At 60.5% G+C, this 15075-nt stretch carries 15 protein-coding genes and 2 tRNA genes; 7 read left to right on the top strand and 10 right to left on the bottom strand.

Annotated elements, in window-relative coordinates; translation table 11 throughout:
* Positions 1–15: 15 nt before the first annotated feature.
* The 3 genes from WJU18_RS23600 to earP all read right to left on the bottom strand — a co-directional run bounded on the left by WJU18_RS23600 (position 16) and on the right by earP (position 2831).
* The gene (locus tag WJU18_RS23600; RefSeq protein WP_423456041.1) at positions 16–888 is read right to left on the bottom strand and encodes a TIGR00730 family Rossman fold protein; all 873 of its coding nucleotides are present in this window, start codon (positions 886–888) and stop codon (positions 16–18) included.
* Between the two features lie 114 nt (positions 889–1002).
* Positions 1003–1557, bottom strand: coding sequence for an elongation factor P (efp, locus tag WJU18_RS23595; protein WP_423456040.1), 555 nt, complete (start codon positions 1555–1557; stop codon positions 1003–1005).
* Positions 1558–1709: 152 nt separating this feature from the next.
* A complete protein-coding gene (gene earP, locus WJU18_RS23590; protein WP_423456038.1) occupies positions 1710–2831 on the bottom strand; it encodes an elongation factor P maturation arginine rhamnosyltransferase EarP in 1122 nt (373 codons plus the stop codon).
* 27 nt (positions 2832–2858) lie between these two features.
* Here earP and uvrC point away from each other — a divergent pair, with 27 nt between their 5' ends.
* The 5 genes from uvrC to WJU18_RS23565 all read left to right on the top strand — a co-directional run bounded on the left by uvrC (position 2859) and on the right by WJU18_RS23565 (position 6967).
* The gene (gene uvrC, locus WJU18_RS23585) at positions 2859–4850 is read left to right on the top strand and encodes an excinuclease ABC subunit UvrC (RefSeq protein WP_423456037.1); all 1992 of its coding nucleotides are present in this window, start codon (positions 2859–2861) and stop codon (positions 4848–4850) included.
* Between the two features lie 30 nt (positions 4851–4880).
* Entirely contained in the window at positions 4881–5447 is a 567-nt protein-coding gene (gene pgsA / locus WJU18_RS23580; RefSeq protein ID WP_423456035.1) for a CDP-diacylglycerol--glycerol-3-phosphate 3-phosphatidyltransferase, read from the top strand.
* Positions 5444–6346 carry a DMT family transporter gene (locus tag WJU18_RS23575; RefSeq protein ID WP_423456033.1) on the top strand — a complete coding sequence of 301 codons (903 nt, stop codon included), beginning with the start codon at positions 5444–5446 and terminating at the stop codon, positions 6344–6346. The genes pgsA and WJU18_RS23575 overlap by 4 nt, the downstream gene beginning before the upstream one ends.
* Before the next feature lie 254 nt (positions 6347–6600).
* Positions 6601–6873: an HU family DNA-binding protein gene (locus WJU18_RS23570; RefSeq protein ID WP_124862790.1), complete on the top strand. Its 273-nt coding sequence runs from the start codon at positions 6601–6603 to the stop codon at positions 6871–6873.
* A gap of 18 nt (positions 6874–6891) precedes the next feature.
* Positions 6892–6967: transfer RNA gene (locus WJU18_RS23565), tRNA-Val, on the top strand.
* A 71-nt stretch (positions 6968–7038) separates the two neighbouring features.
* Here WJU18_RS23565 and WJU18_RS23560 read toward each other — a convergent pair.
* Genes WJU18_RS23560 through WJU18_RS23550 form a run of 3 tightly spaced genes read right to left on the bottom strand, consistent with a single transcriptional unit; the run spans position 7039 to position 9850 of the window.
* The gene (locus WJU18_RS23560) at positions 7039–7443 is read right to left on the bottom strand and encodes a multicopper oxidase domain-containing protein (RefSeq protein WP_423456031.1); all 405 of its coding nucleotides are present in this window, start codon (positions 7441–7443) and stop codon (positions 7039–7041) included.
* Positions 7443–8744, bottom strand: a complete 1302-nt coding sequence (locus WJU18_RS23555) for a multicopper oxidase family protein (protein ID WP_423456029.1) — start codon at positions 8742–8744, stop codon at positions 7443–7445. Before WJU18_RS23555 ends, WJU18_RS23560 begins: the two co-directional genes overlap by 1 nt.
* Before the next feature lie 11 nt (positions 8745–8755).
* A complete protein-coding gene (locus WJU18_RS23550) occupies positions 8756–9850 on the bottom strand; it encodes an RCC1 domain-containing protein (RefSeq protein WP_423456028.1) in 1095 nt (364 codons plus the stop codon).
* Positions 9851–10059: 209 nt separating this feature from the next.
* Here WJU18_RS23550 and WJU18_RS23545 point away from each other — a divergent pair, with 209 nt between their 5' ends.
* Entirely contained in the window at positions 10060–12000 is a 1941-nt protein-coding gene (locus WJU18_RS23545) for a SurA N-terminal domain-containing protein (protein WP_423456027.1), read from the top strand.
* 216 nt (positions 12001–12216) lie between these two features.
* On the opposite strand, the gene WJU18_RS23540 is transcribed toward WJU18_RS23545, so the two are convergent.
* From WJU18_RS23540 to WJU18_RS23530, 3 genes are all read right to left on the bottom strand, one after another.
* The gene (locus WJU18_RS23540) at positions 12217–12480 is read right to left on the bottom strand and encodes a PsiF family protein (RefSeq protein WP_423456026.1); all 264 of its coding nucleotides are present in this window, start codon (positions 12478–12480) and stop codon (positions 12217–12219) included.
* 136 nt (positions 12481–12616) lie between these two features.
* Positions 12617–12692, bottom strand: a tRNA-His gene (locus tag WJU18_RS23535).
* 125 nt (positions 12693–12817) lie between these two features.
* Complete coding sequence (locus WJU18_RS23530; protein WP_423456024.1) at positions 12818–13519, bottom strand: Bax inhibitor-1/YccA family protein; 702 nt, start codon at positions 13517–13519, stop codon at positions 12818–12820.
* Positions 13520–13788: 269 nt separating this feature from the next.
* Here WJU18_RS23530 and WJU18_RS23525 point away from each other — a divergent pair, with 269 nt between their 5' ends.
* On the top strand, positions 13789–14196 hold the full coding sequence (locus WJU18_RS23525) for a GlcG/HbpS family heme-binding protein (RefSeq protein ID WP_423456022.1): 408 nt from the start codon (positions 13789–13791) through the stop codon (positions 14194–14196).
* A gap of 13 nt (positions 14197–14209) precedes the next feature.
* Here the strand turns inward: WJU18_RS23525 and ppsR are convergent, their stop codons facing one another.
* Positions 14210–15031 (bottom strand): posphoenolpyruvate synthetase regulatory kinase/phosphorylase PpsR, encoded by an 822-nt coding sequence (gene ppsR, locus WJU18_RS23520; protein WP_423456020.1) that lies wholly within the window; start codon positions 15029–15031, stop codon positions 14210–14212.
* Between the last annotated feature and the right edge of the window lie 44 nt (positions 15032–15075).

The following is a 15075-nucleotide window of genomic DNA, read 5'->3' as shown; positions in this document are numbered from 1 at the left end:
TCTTGAGGAAGGCGCCTACAGCTTGTAGAAATTCTGAACCACCGACCATGCTTCGGCGGCCGTGTCTACCGTGGTGAACAGATGCAGGTCGTCGGGCGAGATGGTGCCTTCGTCGACCAGCGTATCCAGGTGCAGCATGCGGCTCCAGTAGTCGCGGCCGCACAGCACGATGGGAACAGGCTTGGCTTTCTTTGTCTGCACGAGGGTAAGCACCTCGAATAGCTCATCCAATGTGCCGAATCCCCCGGGAAACACGATGAGTGCCTTTGCGCGCATCAGGAAGTGCATTTTGCGCAGCGCGAAATAGTGGAACTTGAACGACAGGCTCGGCGTGACGTAGGGGTTGGCCGATTGTTCATGCGGCAGAGCAATGTTCAAGCTGACAGACGGTACACCCACATCGTGGGAGCCTCGATTGGCTGCTTCCATGATGCCTGGCCCGCCGCCGGTACAGATGAACAGCTTCTCTTCCTGGGGCAGCCTGAGGCTGTACTGAGCCACCAGTCGGCCGAATTCCCGCGATTGCTCGTAGTACGCAGAGGTGCGCAGTGCTCGCTCAGCCAGGGCGATGAGCTGCGGATCACCCTGTACGCGAGCGGCGGCAAGTTGGGTTTCTGCGGCATCTGGCGACACGAAGCGGGCGCTGCCAAATACCACGATGGTGTTGTGCACGCCAGCAGCCTGCAGACCCAGTTCGGGCTTAAGCAGTTCCAACTGAAAGCGGATGCCGCGGATTTCCTTGCGCAGCAGGAATTCGGGATCGGCGAAGGCCAGGCGGTAGGCGTCCGGCTCCAGAGGCTCGCCGTGATCGGCGTGGGCCTGTAGTTCAGCCCAGGCATCGGCAAGCGAAGAGTGGGATGAGTCCTTGATGTCTTCGGTGGTGTCCATGATCGCTATGATAAAAGAAGCTAGAAACCCAGCATGAATGCCTTGCTTCAAATGAAAAAGGCCCCTTTCGGAGCCTTTTTCATGGAGGGTGACCGCCGTTTCGGGCGGTTGCCTTCAGACGCGCTTGCGGTATTCGCCAGTGCGGGTGTCGATTTCGATCCGGTCGCCTTGGGAGACGAACAGCGGCACCGGGATTTCAAAGCCGGTGGAGATCTTGGCGGGCTTCAGCACCTTGCCGGAGGTGTCGCCCTTCACAGCGGGCTCGGTCCAGGTGATTTCACGCTCGATGGAAGTGGGCAGTTCGACGGAGATGGCCTTGCCGTCGTAGAACACCACTTCAACGGCCATGCCGTCTTCCAGGTAGTTCAGCGCGTCGCCCATGTTGCCGGCTTCGACTTCGTACTGGTTGTACTCACCGTCCATGAAGACGTACATAGGGTCGGCAAAGTAGGAGTAGGTGCATTCCTTGTGGTCTAGGATGACCTGGTCCATCTTGTCGTCGGCCTTGAAGACGACTTCGGTGCCCATGTTGTTGAGCAAGGCCTTGAGCTTCATGCGCACGGTGGCAGCGCCGCGGCCGCCGCGGGCATATTCGGTGCGAAGAACGATCATCGGGTCCTTGCCGTGCATGATGACGTTGCCGGCGCGGATTTCCTGGGCGATTTTCATAGCTATGTTCCAGTGAGTGAAGGATGAGCAGCGCTGCTCATGCACTGGGGGTGTCTGTTGATCCTGGCGCGCTGCAGCGGAGGCGAAAAGGTGGCGAACTGAGCACTCTGGCACACCAGGGCGGTCCGGCAATTTCCGCAAAGCCTTGAATTCTATCGCTTTTCGGCTACAAACTGCATTAACTGCGAGGCTAGGCCCTCCTGCAGGCGCAGCCGTTCGCGGGCCGCCTGCACGCGGGCATGCCAGACGGGCAGGTCCGGCACGGGTAAAGGCTCGGGGCTGATGGCGTTCCAAGTGTGGTGAAAATGCCGCAATGAGCTGGGCGCATCCAGCCAGTTCAGGAAAGCATCCAGCTTGGCATGGTGGGCGTCATCGTCTTGCGGGTAGATATGCCACACAAAGGGTTTGCCTGCCCAGAGGGCCCGTACCACGGAGTCTTCCCCGCGCACAAAATTCAGATCGCATGCCCACAGCAACTCGTCGTAAGCGCCATGGGGCAAGTAAGGCAGGTACGAGAACGACAGAGATCCCCACTGAGGAGGTTCCCTTTGAGCTTGCTGGCCGGAGAGCGCGGCCTGGACGGCCGCCGCGGCACGCCCTGGCGTGACGAGCATGCGCGTCGGTTCCGGGCCTTGGGCCAACTGATTCAGCCAGCCGCCCAACGCCTTGGGCTCATAACAGAACAAGGAAACCAGGCGTTCGCCGTGCCAGGCAATCTGGTGCGCTGCCAGCCAGGCTGCCCGGTCGAATGCCGCCTGGCGGGCTTCCAGATCGGGTTCGCGCAGAAGGCCTCCCGTGCGCGGAGTGAAGCCTGGATAGAAAAACCATTTGGTTTGTCCTGCCGCAGATCCTTGCAGCACGGGTGAGGGCAGGCAGTGCATGCGCTCCACGTAGCTTTCGGCACTCAGGTATTCAAGATTGATCCAGACCGGCGCCTGGCCGGCGGATTCAACCGCCGGCATGAAGCACGCGAGGAATTCGGGCGGGACCTCGCAGCCGAAGGCTTCGATCCAGACATCGGCCAATGGCAGGCCTTCAAGATCAAGGGCGGGCATGGGCTGGCGCCAGGGCATGACCTGTACGCCGGGCCAATGCCCCTCGAGCGCGCCAGGGGCCATCCAGGGCAGGGCACCGGCATCGTCCACCCATAAGCGCACGCGCTGGCCCTGTGCTGCCAACTGGGCAGACAGGCGCCAGCAGACCCCTAGGTCGCCATGGTTATCGACGACCTTGCAGAAGATATCCCAGGTGAGAAGGGGCGTGGAATCATGCACGCGCCGCATTGTGCCTAAACTTCCGCCATGAGCGATTTTCCGCCGTTGCCAGAAATACCAGAGAGCCCCACGCCTTCCGAGGCGCTGCCTGCCCACAGTCCCGAGCTTTTGGCTCAGGTGGCCTCGTTGCCCGGCTTGCCTGGGGTGTACCGCTATTACGACGCGGCCGACCAGGTGCTTTATGTGGGCAAGGCCCGCAACCTGAAAAAGCGTGTGTCCAGCTATTTTCAGAAGAACCACGGCGGCACCCGCATCGGCCACATGGTGAGCAAGATCGCCCGGCTCGACACCACAGTGGTGCGTTCGGAAGCCGAAGCGCTGATTCTTGAGAACAACCTCATCAAGACGCTGGCGCCGCGCTACAACATCATCTTTCGCGACGACAAGAGCTATCCCTATCTCAAGATCACCGGGAGCGGCCTGAAAGCGCCGCAAGACGACGGCACCGGTTCTCCTGCACCTGATGCCTATGCCCGCATCGCGTATTACCGCGGCGCCACCGACAAGCGGCACCGCTACTTTGGCCCCTATCCGGGGGCTTGGGCCGTCAAGGAAACCATTCTGTTGCTGCAGAAGGTCTTCCGCCTGCGCACCTGTGAAGACACCGTGTTCGCCAACCGCACCCGGCCTTGCCTGCTCTATCAGATCAAGCGCTGCACGGGGCCTTGTGTGCGCCACATCAGCGTGGAGGACTATGCGCGTGATGTGCGGCATGCCGAGCAATTCCTGCGCGGCGAAACGCAGACCGTGCTGCAAACGCTTGAAAGCCGCATGATGGCGCATTCGGCCGCGCTGGAGTTCGAGCAGGCCGCCGAGATACGCAACCAGATGCAGGCGCTCTCGCGCGTGCTGCACCAGCAGGCGGTGGAAGTGGGGTCGGATGCCGATGCCGACATCCTGGCCGTGAAGGTGCAGGGCGGGCGGGCCTGCGTCAACCTCGCCATGGTGCGCGGCGGGCGGCATTTGGGAGACAGGGCCTACTTTCCCACGCATGTGGAAGATGCGCAGGCCCTGGCAGCGGAACGGGACGATGAGGAGCAGCGTACCGTGGAGGCGCAGGTGCTGCATGCCTTCATCGCGCAGCATTACCTGGGTGTACCCGTGCCGGCCTCGCTGATCACCAGTGAGCCTGTGAGCGCTGCGTTGCTCAAGGCGCTGTCGGAAGAGCTCGGCACAAAAATCAGCGCCCAGCACGCGCCGCGCGGCCAGCGCCGTGTGTGGCTGGAAATGGCCCAGCAGAATGCGGCGCTGCAACTGGCGCGGCTGCTCGCGGAAGAGGGCTCGCAGCAGGCCCGCACTCGGGCGCTGGTGGAAGCGCTGGATCTGGCGCCAGACAACATCGAGCAACTGCGCATCGAGTGCTTCGACATCAGCCACACCGCTGGCGAGGCCACGCAGGCCAGTTGCGTGGTGTTCCAAAGCCATCGCATGCAGGCCGGTGAATACCGGCGCTACAAGATCGAGGGAATCACCCCGGGCGATGACTATGCCGCCATGCGCCAGGTACTGCAGCGCCGGTACGGCAAGGTCGCGGAAGCCATGCAGGCCGAGGACACCTCCTCCGCCGCGCGCATGCCTGATCTGGTGCTGGTGGACGGCGGCAAGGGGCAGGTCGCGATGGCGCGCGAGGTTTTTGCCTCCCTGGGCCTGGATCTCTCGCTGATCGTCGGCGTCAAGAAAGGCGAAGGCCGCAAAGTGGGGCTGGAGGAGCTGGTGTTCGCCGATGGGCGTGAAACCGTGTATCTCGGCATGGATTCAGCTGCGCTGATGCTGGTCGCCCAGATCCGCGACGAGGCCCACCGCTTTGCCATTACCGGCATGCGCGCGCAACGCGCCCGGGTGCGCGTGGGCGGCAGCCGTATCGAGGAAATCCCCGGCATCGGCCCCAAGCGCCGTGCGCGCCTGCTGCAGCGTTTTGGCGGAGTGCGTGGTGTGGAGGCTGCCAGCGTGGAAGATTTGGCCACGGTGGAAGGGGTTTCGCGGCAACTGGCTGAGGAGATATATCGGGCGTTGCATTGATTTCCTTTCGGTCATGCCACAATCCTTGCCATGTTCTTCACCATCCCCACGATCCTGACTTGGACACGCATCGTTGCGATTCCGCTCATCGTCGGGGTGTTCTACCTGCCGTTGGCGGCCGAAACTCGCAACCTGGTGGCCACCGCGATGTTCATCGTCTTCGCCTGGACGGACTGGCTCGACGGCTTCCTGGCACGCCGGCTCAACCAGACGTCCTCGTTCGGCGCTTTCCTCGATCCAGTGGCCGATAAATTCCTGGTGTGCGCGTCACTGCTGGTGCTGGTGCACCTGCAGCGTGCCGATGTGTTCGTGGCGCTCATCATCATCGGCCGCGAAATCGCGATCTCGGCGCTGCGCGAATGGATGGCCAAGATCGGTGCCAGCAGGAGCGTGGCGGTGCACATGCTCGGCAAGGTCAAGACCGCGGTGCAAATGGTCGCCATCCCTTTCCTCCTCTACGATGGCCGAGTGTTCGATCTGATCGATACACGTCTTTGGGGCACGGTGCTCATCTGGATAGCTGCCGTGCTCACCGTGTGGTCGATGATCTATTACCTGCAGAAGGCGCTTCCGGACATTCGCGCTCATGCGAAATGAGCGGCACTGCCGATAGCCGCACCTTGATCCGCAGCATGCCTGCGGTGTTCGTCCTCATCTGGTCCACGGGCTTCATCGTGGCGCGCTACGCCATGCCCTATGCGCCGCCGTTCACGTTCCTGCTACTGCGCTACCTGCTGTCCGTGGTCTGCTTCACGCTCTGGATCGTGATGGCGGGCGTGCGCTGGCCGCAAACCGGGCTCCAATGGGTTCACCTGGGCATCACTGGCATGCTGATGCACGGGCTCTACCTGGGAGGCGTGTGGGCGGCAGTCAAGGGCGGCATGGGTTCCGGGCTCTCGTCGCTGATCGTCGGTATCCAGCCCGTGCTGACAGCCATCTGGCTTTCTTCTGCGGGCGGAGCCGCTCACCGGGTCAGCGGCCGGCAGTGGCTTGGCTTGTTGCTGGGCTTTGCCGGTCTGGTGCTTGTGGTGTCGAACAAGCTCACCCATGGCAGCCCGAATGATCACGTGACCGTCACTAACATGGCGTGGGCACTCGTGGCGCTGGTGGCCATCACCGCCGGCACGCTCTATCAAAAACAATTCGTCAAACCCTGCGATGTACGCAGCGCCAACGCCGTGCAGTTGCTGGCAGCGGCTCTGATGACCGCGCCCCTGGCATGGCTCGAGCCTGATTCGGTGCAATGGAATGCCGAGGTCGTTGGCGCCATGGCGTGGTCGGTACTGGGTCTCACGCTGGGTGGCAGCTCGCTGCTTTATATGCTGATCCAGCGCGGCGCGGCGGCCTCCGTGGCCAGCCTGATGTACCTGGTGCCCCCCACCACGGCACTTATCGCCTGGGTGCTGTTCAGTGAGCCCATTACCGCGACGACCATACTCGGCACCGCGTTGACGGCAGTAGGGGTGAGCCTGGTGGTCAGGGCACCTAAAGTGTGAGCATGTGTTGTGTAGTGTTGCGCATGCGCATATGTAGAGTGATTCAGCACAGTGAGACGAGTAATTCGGTCTAGAATGCTCCCTCGCTGGTGATTCAGCGGTTCGCTGGCGACACATGGACTGGCTGTGGACACAAACCACATTCAGCGCTGAAATGGCCGGCCGAGCAATAGGGAAGAATATGGGCAGCGCATCCAATGCGCGTCCAGAGTTGCTTGACCAAATTCACAATTCTTGAAACGAGGGGCACCTTTGTGAACAAAACCGAGCTGATCGAACACATTGCCAAGAACGCAGATATTTCCAAGGCTGCGGCCACCCGTGCATTGGAAGCTACAATCGGAGCCGTCAAGACAACTTTGCGCAAGGGCGGTACTGTTTCACTGGTTGGCTTCGGCACGTTTGCCGTTGGCAAGCGGGCGGCACGCTCGGGCCGTAACCCGCGTACTGGCGCAACGATTAAAATCAAGGCAGCAAAGGTGCCAAAATTCCGTCCGGGCAAAGCCTTGAAGGATGCACTGAACTAATTCCGGCGTTATCCGGTGGGGTGCTTAGCTCAGTTGGTAGAGCGGCGCCCTTACAAGGCGTAGGTCAGCGGTTCGACCCCGTTAGCACCCACCACCTAAAAACGTCAAAAAAACGAGAAGGGCTTAGAGAGATCTAAGCCCTTTTTCGTTGCCCTTTCAGCTTGATCAGGCCACCACGTCCACCAATTGCATCATGCCCATGTCCTCATGATCCAGGGCGTGGCAATGCCATACAAACTTGCCGGAGAAGTCTGAAAAGCGCATACGGAAGGTCACGTTGCCATTGATGGGGACCGGTATGGTGTCTGCCCAGAACGGCGTGACTGGGTTGCCATTGATCTTCACGACGTAGCTGTCATTCACGTGGATGTGAAATGGATGCGGGTAGCCATTGAGACTATGAATGGTCCACTCCTCGACGGCATTGAGCGCTACGGTCTGGGTGACCGTCAGCGAAGACTGAAAGGGGATGAGCTTACTTCCCACTGAGCCGGCTGCAAAGACGCTGTCCGTCATGAAACCTTCCTCGGGCGGCGCGAACCAGTCTTCACCTTCAGGGATAGGTTTCATCACCCGCTCATCGTCCTTGTTGAGCACGGCCAGGACCAGATTGCGCTGCTTGCCGCCATGGTCCGCCAGCTCCTGATCCGTAATCGGAATGTGATCGTCGTAGCGTGGCAGATCGGACGCGGACGGCAGGGGGTGCTCATCGGCGAGCCCTCCACCACCACACGCGCCACGATTTCTTCATCCACCTCGCTGGACGGCGCCTTCATGGCGCGCAGATAGTAGGTGCCGGGTGTATCGCTGGCCTTGACGACCAGTGAGTGGCGGTTGCCCGGAAAAAGTGCATTCCCCGGCCAGTGGGCGTCGTCAAACTGGCCTGTGGTTTCGGCGTTCATAGGCTTGAACCGGCGATCGTAGACGTTGCCGTCCTTGGCGTAGCCCCAGAGCGTGTGCCCATCAAGCACTGGATTGAAAGGGTAGAACGAGGATGTATTGATCAGATGCCAGTTCTGCACTTCACCCGGCCGCATCACGATGGTGGGCTGGTAGGCCCCGTTCAGCAGAAAGGCGGAGGTCGGGGCATTGACGGAGTCCTTGAAGGAGTCCGTGCGTCCGTCATTTAGGTTGAGCTTGTGCACATGAATCACGCGCTCGCGGATGTCGGGCGAGGTAATGAAGCGGTCGGACGGGTCGCGAATGATGATGGCGCCAAACATGCCGCTTGAGACCTGCACGTTCGACGATCCGTGCAGGTGAGGGTGATACCAGTAGATGCCGTTGGTGTGGTCGGAAGGAATGGCCAGCTCGTGCTGCCGGGTCTGCCCCGGCAGCACCCCGCCTTCGGCGGTATCGACCACGTAGTCTCCAAAAACCCCAGGGCGGATCTCGCGGGGGTCCACGTGCAGGCCATGAAAGTGAAGGTTCGTGCTGTTCTGGAAGTTCAGATAGCCCACGCCCGTTTGCCGGGTGTTCGGCGGCAACTGGTTGTTCAGCAGGATGCGCAGGGTGTCACCCTGGCTCAGCACCAGCGTGGGGGCCGCATAACGCCCGTTGAAACTGCGCAGATAGGTGGCGGTCCGGGTTGATACGCCGGGGTAGGCCGGCGCCTGGCTCAGTGCGATGTCCAGTGCTTGGGTGGTGTACTGGGCCTTGAGCTCCAGTTCCAGCTTGCCATTGGCGGCCGTCAGCACCTGCGGCTCGGGGAGCGTGTCTTCGGTGGCGGCATCGCTGCCACTGCCGCCACAACCGGCCAAGGGCAACACGGCTGTGCCAGCCGTCAGGCCAAACATCCATTGAAGAACGTCGCGGCGGCGTGGCTGCGCGAAAGGCCGGCTGGTGTTTTCGAGGGAATTCGAAGAGGTCATGGCACCGTCTTTCAAGCAAGGGCTACAAGGCTGGGACGAGGCAGTACCTCGACGGACGGGAAATCCCCGCAGGCGGAACAGCGGTTGTTGCCCCACGCGTGCACGCCTTGCTCGCTGAGCGCCAGAACATGACTGGTTCCCGCCGAAAGCTGTGTGACACGGCTCAGGGCTTTCAAGCGCACGGGGCGAGCGGATGCGGAGGGCACTTGCGCGCCGAGTTGCCCCAGTCCGTTCCATCCCCAGGCAAAGACGTCGCCGTGGACCGAGGTGGCCACGGAATAGAACATGCCGCCATCGATCTGGGCGACGGGAAACTGTGTGCCTACCCGGGTAGGCCGGGAAATGTGGCGTGCGTTCAGTTCGCCAGCCTGGCCATGATGGTTGGAGCCCCAGGCCCATAGGCGCGCCGCATCATCTACCGCAAGGCTGTGCGTGTCGCCCGCGGCAATACGGCGTATGCGCACCGGCAAATCGAGCTTCCGCGGGACGCCTTTCTGAATCAGGTCGCCTTGGCCCAATTGGCCTGCCGCGTTGGCACCCCAGGTCCAGACACGGCCCTTGCGGTCAAGCGCCAGCACATGGCCATGGCCGGCTGCCAGCGAGGCCACAGGAGGGAGCGCATCGATGCTTTTCGGGGCGGCCATCAGGCTGTCGCTGTCGCGCCCCAGCTGTCCTTGCACCCGCATGCCCCAGGACCACACTGTGCCGTCGGCATACAACGCAAATGCGGCCGATTCGGTTTGCACCACTTGTGTGGGCGATCCGGGCAGGCCGGCGACAGGCGCGCGCTGTACACCGTGTTCAGGCGACACCACGGGGCGGCACGCTAGAACGGTACCTTCGCGGCGTACGGCGACTGTATCCGCATGGCCGTCGGCGACCAGGGCAAAGGGCAGACCTTCTGGATTCAGGCGCTGCGGTACCGGTTGCGCATACCGGTTGTGGCCAATTTCGGTCGGGTTGGAAAGGCACAAGTCCGCAGGATAGCCGGGAGGCAATGCCGCGCCCAGTACTTTCACGCTGCCCCAGCCCCAGGCGCGTCCTTCGTTGTCCAGCGCGATGGAGCGGTCTCGTCCAGCGCTGATCTGCACGATTTTCTGTGTCATGGATGGCCTCCTCGCTCATGGCGGATATGCATCAATGTAACTAATTTTGACATCAATGCTTTCGAGGCGGCCAGGGTTGCGCAGGCTGGCTGGCGCGCTGCGTTCTGAGGGGTGGGGCTAAAGAAGTAAAATGGCTCCAAATCCCACCAAAACGAAGGCGAACAGTGGTTCGCCTTTTCTATTTCGGTCAGCCAAACAGAGTTTCGTGCATGTTCAATTTTGTTCGTAACCACACCAGGATCATCATGGTGGTCCTGTTCCTGTTGGTCATTCCATCGTTTGTCTTGTTCGGCATCGATGGCTACAGCCGCATGAACGAAGGCACCGGCAAGGTGGCCCGCGTAGACGGCAAAAACATCACGCAGACGGAATGGGACAATGCGCACCGGCAGGAAATCGATCGCTTGCGTGCGGCCAATCCCAACATCGACCTGCGCATGCTGGATACCCCGGCCATGAAATACAGCACGCTGGAACGCCTGGTGCGAGACCGTGTGCTTGCCGCTGCCGCCACCAATGAGCATCTGGTGGCTACCGACGCGCGCCTGACTGCCGAGCTGCAGAACGATTCCACCATTGCCTCGTTGCGCAAGCCGGATGGCTCGCTGGACATGGACCTGTACCGCCAGTTGCTGGCGCGCCAGGGCCACACGCCTGAAAGCTTCGAAGCCAACGTGCGTGCTGATCTTTCCGCGCGTCAGGTATTGGGTGGTGTGGTGGCCAGCGGGCTGGCCAGCCAGGCGCAGTCGGATTTGGCGCTCGGCGCTTTCCTGGAGCAGCGTGAAGTGCAGATCGCGCGTTTCTCCCCGGCTGATTTCGCGAGCAAGATCAATCCGACGGATGCCGACCTCGAGGGCTACTACAAGAGCCATGTTGCCCAGTACCAGGCGCCTGAGTCGGCCAACATCGAATACATCGTGCTGGATCTGGCGAGCGTCAAGAAGTCAGTGCCCGTGAGCGAGCAGGAACTCAAGACCTACTACGACCAGAACGCGGCCGCTTTCGGTACCAAGGAAGAACGGCGCGCCAGCCACATCCTGATCAATGCGCCCAAGGGGGCTCCGGCTGCCGAACGCGAGAAAGCCAAGGCCAAGGCGGAAGAGTTGCTGGCCGAAATCAAGAAAACGCCTGGCAGCTTTGCCGCTGTGGCCAAAAGCTCCTCGCAAGATGACATGAGCGCCCCCAATGGTGGCGATCTGGGCTTCTTCCAAAGCGACAAGGGCATTGATCCCACCATCAGCAAGACCACCTACGAACTGGCCAAGAAAGGCGATGTCAGTGGCGTGGTGGAGAGCGAGTTCGGCTATCACATCATCGAACTGACGGATATCAAGCCCGCGGTGATTCCGTCTTTCCAGGAGTTGCGTCCGAAGCTGGAAGAGCAGATGCGTACCGAGCAGGCGCAGCGCCAGTTCAGCGAAATGGGTGAGAACTTCACCAACGGCGTGTTCGAGCAGCCTGACAGCCTGCAGCCCGTTGCAGACAAGCTGAAGCTGCCTGTTCAAACCGCGAACAACGTGGCGCGCGCACCCGCGACTGGTGCCAGCGGGGCACTGGCTTCCTCCAAGTTCCTGTCAGCGCTGTTCTCGTCTGAATCTCTCAGCAAAAAGCGCAATACGGAAGCTATTGAAATCGGTCCTAACCAACTGGCTGCAGGCCGGATCACGCAATACACCGCAGCGCACGCCAAGCCTTTCGCCGAAGTGAAGGACCAAGTGCGCGCCGCTTTCATCAAGGACCGCGGCGCCGAGATGGCTCGCAAGGAAGGCGAAGCTCGCCTGGCTGCCTGGCGTGCCAAGCCCGACAGCGCCACCACGCTGCCCGCGCCCGTCGTGCTTTCGCGTGAGAATCCGCACGAACAATCTGCCAAACTGGTGGAAGCCGTGTTGCGGGCAGACGCCACCAAGCCGCCGGTTTTCGTGGGTGTTGATCTAGGGTTAGAGGGATACGCCGTGACCCGGGTCAACAAGATCGTTCCAAGAACTGCCCCCGCGGCCGATGTGGCTGCGCAGGAGCTTCTTCGTTACGAGCAGGTTTGGGGTACGGCGGAAGCGATGGCGTACTACGACATGCTGAAGACTCGCTACAAGGCTGAAATCCTGGTGCCAACGCCATCCCTCGAACTGCCGGTGACTGCCGCCGAGCGTTGATGGATTTGTTTCTGGCTGGCTCCATACAAGGGGCTGGCCAGCAGACTGAAAAGAGTCCCGCAGATCCCGGGACTTTTTTTGTCATATTCTCACGCGGAAGAGGATCCAGGGGCGCTGGAAAGGTGACGCAGACCTGCTGCCTATCGCGTGAATGAAAGAATAGTCACCATGTGGAAGGCTCGTGCGTGACGCGCCTCCTGCGACTGCAAGCGTTTTCTATTTGCTTAAGCACTGAGACATGAACGCCTTGCGCTCATCACCTTTTTTGCCGGCGGCATCTGCGTTGCAGGTCTTCATTTTTTCCTGCTGCGCTTTGCGCCCGTCAGAGAGGCAGGATTTCATGAACGCTTTGCGCTCGTCACCTTTCTTGCCGGTGGCGGCGGTGTTGCAGGATTTCATGACTTCCTGTTGCTTGTTGGCGGCAAAGGCTGGGCTGGCGAATGCGGTTGCCAGGGCCGCCAGAATCAAGAACTTGCGCATGGAATGCTCCAGATGAAGCCCGATGGTGGGCGCCTCAGTTTATAGGAGCTTGGAGCGGTGTTTGGTGGGGCTCGAATTAAAGGAAGGCCACAAACAAAAAGCCCGCTACGGATGTAGCGGGCTTTCTTCTATAGGGTGGGGTGGCTAATGGGACTCGAACCCACGACAACCAGAATCACAATCTGGGACTCTACCAACTGAGCTATAGCCACCGCGAACTACGCATTATAGCTGCCAGATGAGGCATATCCTGAGTGCGGCCATCTGGATTGCAAAGATTTTTTTAGATCCAAAGAAAAGGGCCCCATTTTTGGGGCCCTTGTGGAGGATCAGGGCGTCAGTCGTTGCCGCTGGTGATGCCCAGGATGGCCAGCAGACTCTGGAACACGTTGAAAATGTCCAGGTACAGAGCCAATGTGGCGCTGATGTAGTTGGTCTCGCCGCCATCGATGATGCGCTTGAGGTCATACAGCATGAACAAGCTGAACACGCCAATGGCCAGGGTGCTGATGACCAGCATGCCGGTCGTGGAGCCGACGAACACGTTGACGATGGCGCCCACCACGATGACCAGCGCACCGACGAAGAGCCATTTGCCCATGCCGGAAATGTCGCGCTTGATCACGCTGGCCAGGCTGGCCATGACAAAGAATACGCCTGCCGTGCCGCCCATGGCGGTCATGACCAGCTCGGAGCCGTTCTTGAAGCCCAGCACCATGGCGATCATGCGCGAGAGCATCAGGCCCATGAAGAAGGTGAAGCCCAGCAGGACCGGCACGCCGGCAGCAGAGTTCTTGGTCTTCTCGATGGCGAACATGAAGCCGAAGGCGCCTGCCAGGAAAACGATCAGACCGACGCCGCCTGTCAGGCTGCGTGTGATGCCCGTGGCCACGCCAAGCCATGCACCCAGTACGGTGGGCACGAGGCTGAGCGCCAGCAGCCAGTAGGTGTTGCGCAGCACTTTGTTGCGCTGCTCTTGTGAGACCAGGCCGCCGCCAGAGGCGTCAGCGTAGCCGAAAGGTTGGACTCGATCATTCATGCGTTGGGTTCTCCTCTTGGTGGTGAACGAAAAGCAAGTAAAGCTAAGGTAAAGGAATGCAAGACGCTGCAACAGCGGCTCAGCGTCCCATTGTACGTATGGAGTACGGAAAGAATGAAAAATTCCCTTGAAAATCAAAAAGATGCGTGCAGCGTCCCGAAATGTGTTTTTGTATTGTGAAAATCAATGCGCTGAGAGAGACCTGTAGATACCCTGAAGAGGCTATGCTCCTGTATCTTTTTTGTATCTGATCATCTGAGGACTGGACCATGAAAACCAAGCACACGCTCGAACTTGCAGACGCCAAGGCCATTGCCGCTGCCGCCGAAGCCGAGGCCGTGAAGAATCATTGGGCTGTGGTCATTGCCATTGCGGACGAGGGCGGCCATCTGCTGCACCTGCAGCGCCTGGATGGGGTGGCGCCAGTGAGTACCTATATTGCGCAGGCAAAAGCACGCACCGCGGCGTTGGGGCGGCGCGAGAGCAAGATCTACGAAGACATGATCAACGGTGGCCGTTACTCTTTCCTCTCCGCGCCGCAGATCGAGGGAATGCTAGAGGGTGGCGTGCCGATCATGAAAGACGGCGAATGCCTGGGTGCCGTGGGCGTGAGTGGCGTCAAATCGAGCGAAGACGCACAGATCGCCCGCGCCGGCATCGCGGCGCTGGGGCTTTAATCTGCATACTGTGTCAGTAGCTCAGCCGTTCTGGCCGTAGCTCTTGCAGGATGGTGGTGGCAATCTCCTCAATCGACTTGGTTGTCGTGGAGAGCCAGCGGATGCCTGAGCGGCGCATCATGGCTTCGGCCTCTGCCACCTCCATACGGCAATTCTCCAGATCCGCATAACGCGAATTGGGGCGGCGTTCGGAGCGGATTTCGGACAGCCGTTCGGGCGCGATGGTCAGCCCGAAGAGCTTCTTGCGGTGTGCCGCGAGTGCAGGAGGGAGTTGCTGGCGCTCGAAATCCTCGGGGATCAGGGGGTAATTGGCGGCCTTCAGCCCGTGCTGCATCGCCAGATAGAGGCTGGTGGGGGTTTTTCCGCTGCGGCTCACGCCCACCAGGATCACATCGGCCGCCGCCAAGTCGCGGTTACTCTGGCCATCGTCGTGCGCCAGGCTGTAGTTGATTGCCTCTATGCGGTCATGGTAGGCCTGACTTTTGCTGACATCCGAGAAGCGTCCCACGCGATGCAGGCTCTTGATACCCAGTTCAAGCTCGATCGGATGGACGAATGTGCCGAACATGTCCAGCAGCATTCCCTTACAGCCAGTGCGGATAACGTTCAGGACTTCCTTGTCCACCAGCGTGGTGAAAACCAGGGGTGTCCTGCCTTCGACTTCACCCACGTGGTTGATCTGCCGTACCGCTTGATGCGCCTTGTCAGGCGAGTCGATAAAGGGCAGGCGCACCCGATGCGGCTGGAAATCGAACTGCGCCAAAATGGCGTTGCCAAAGGTCTCGGCGGTGATGCCGGTGCCGTCGGAGACGAAAAAGACGGTACGCTGAGGCATGGGGAGAATTCCTTCGGTTGGCTAAAAACATAAAATCCCCCCAT

The organism is Ottowia sp. VDI28 (assembly GCF_049532675.1).
In the GTDB taxonomy this organism is placed as follows: domain Bacteria; phylum Pseudomonadota; class Gammaproteobacteria; order Burkholderiales; family Burkholderiaceae_C; genus Ottowia.
This window is presented reverse-complemented; position numbering and strand designations above follow the sequence as displayed.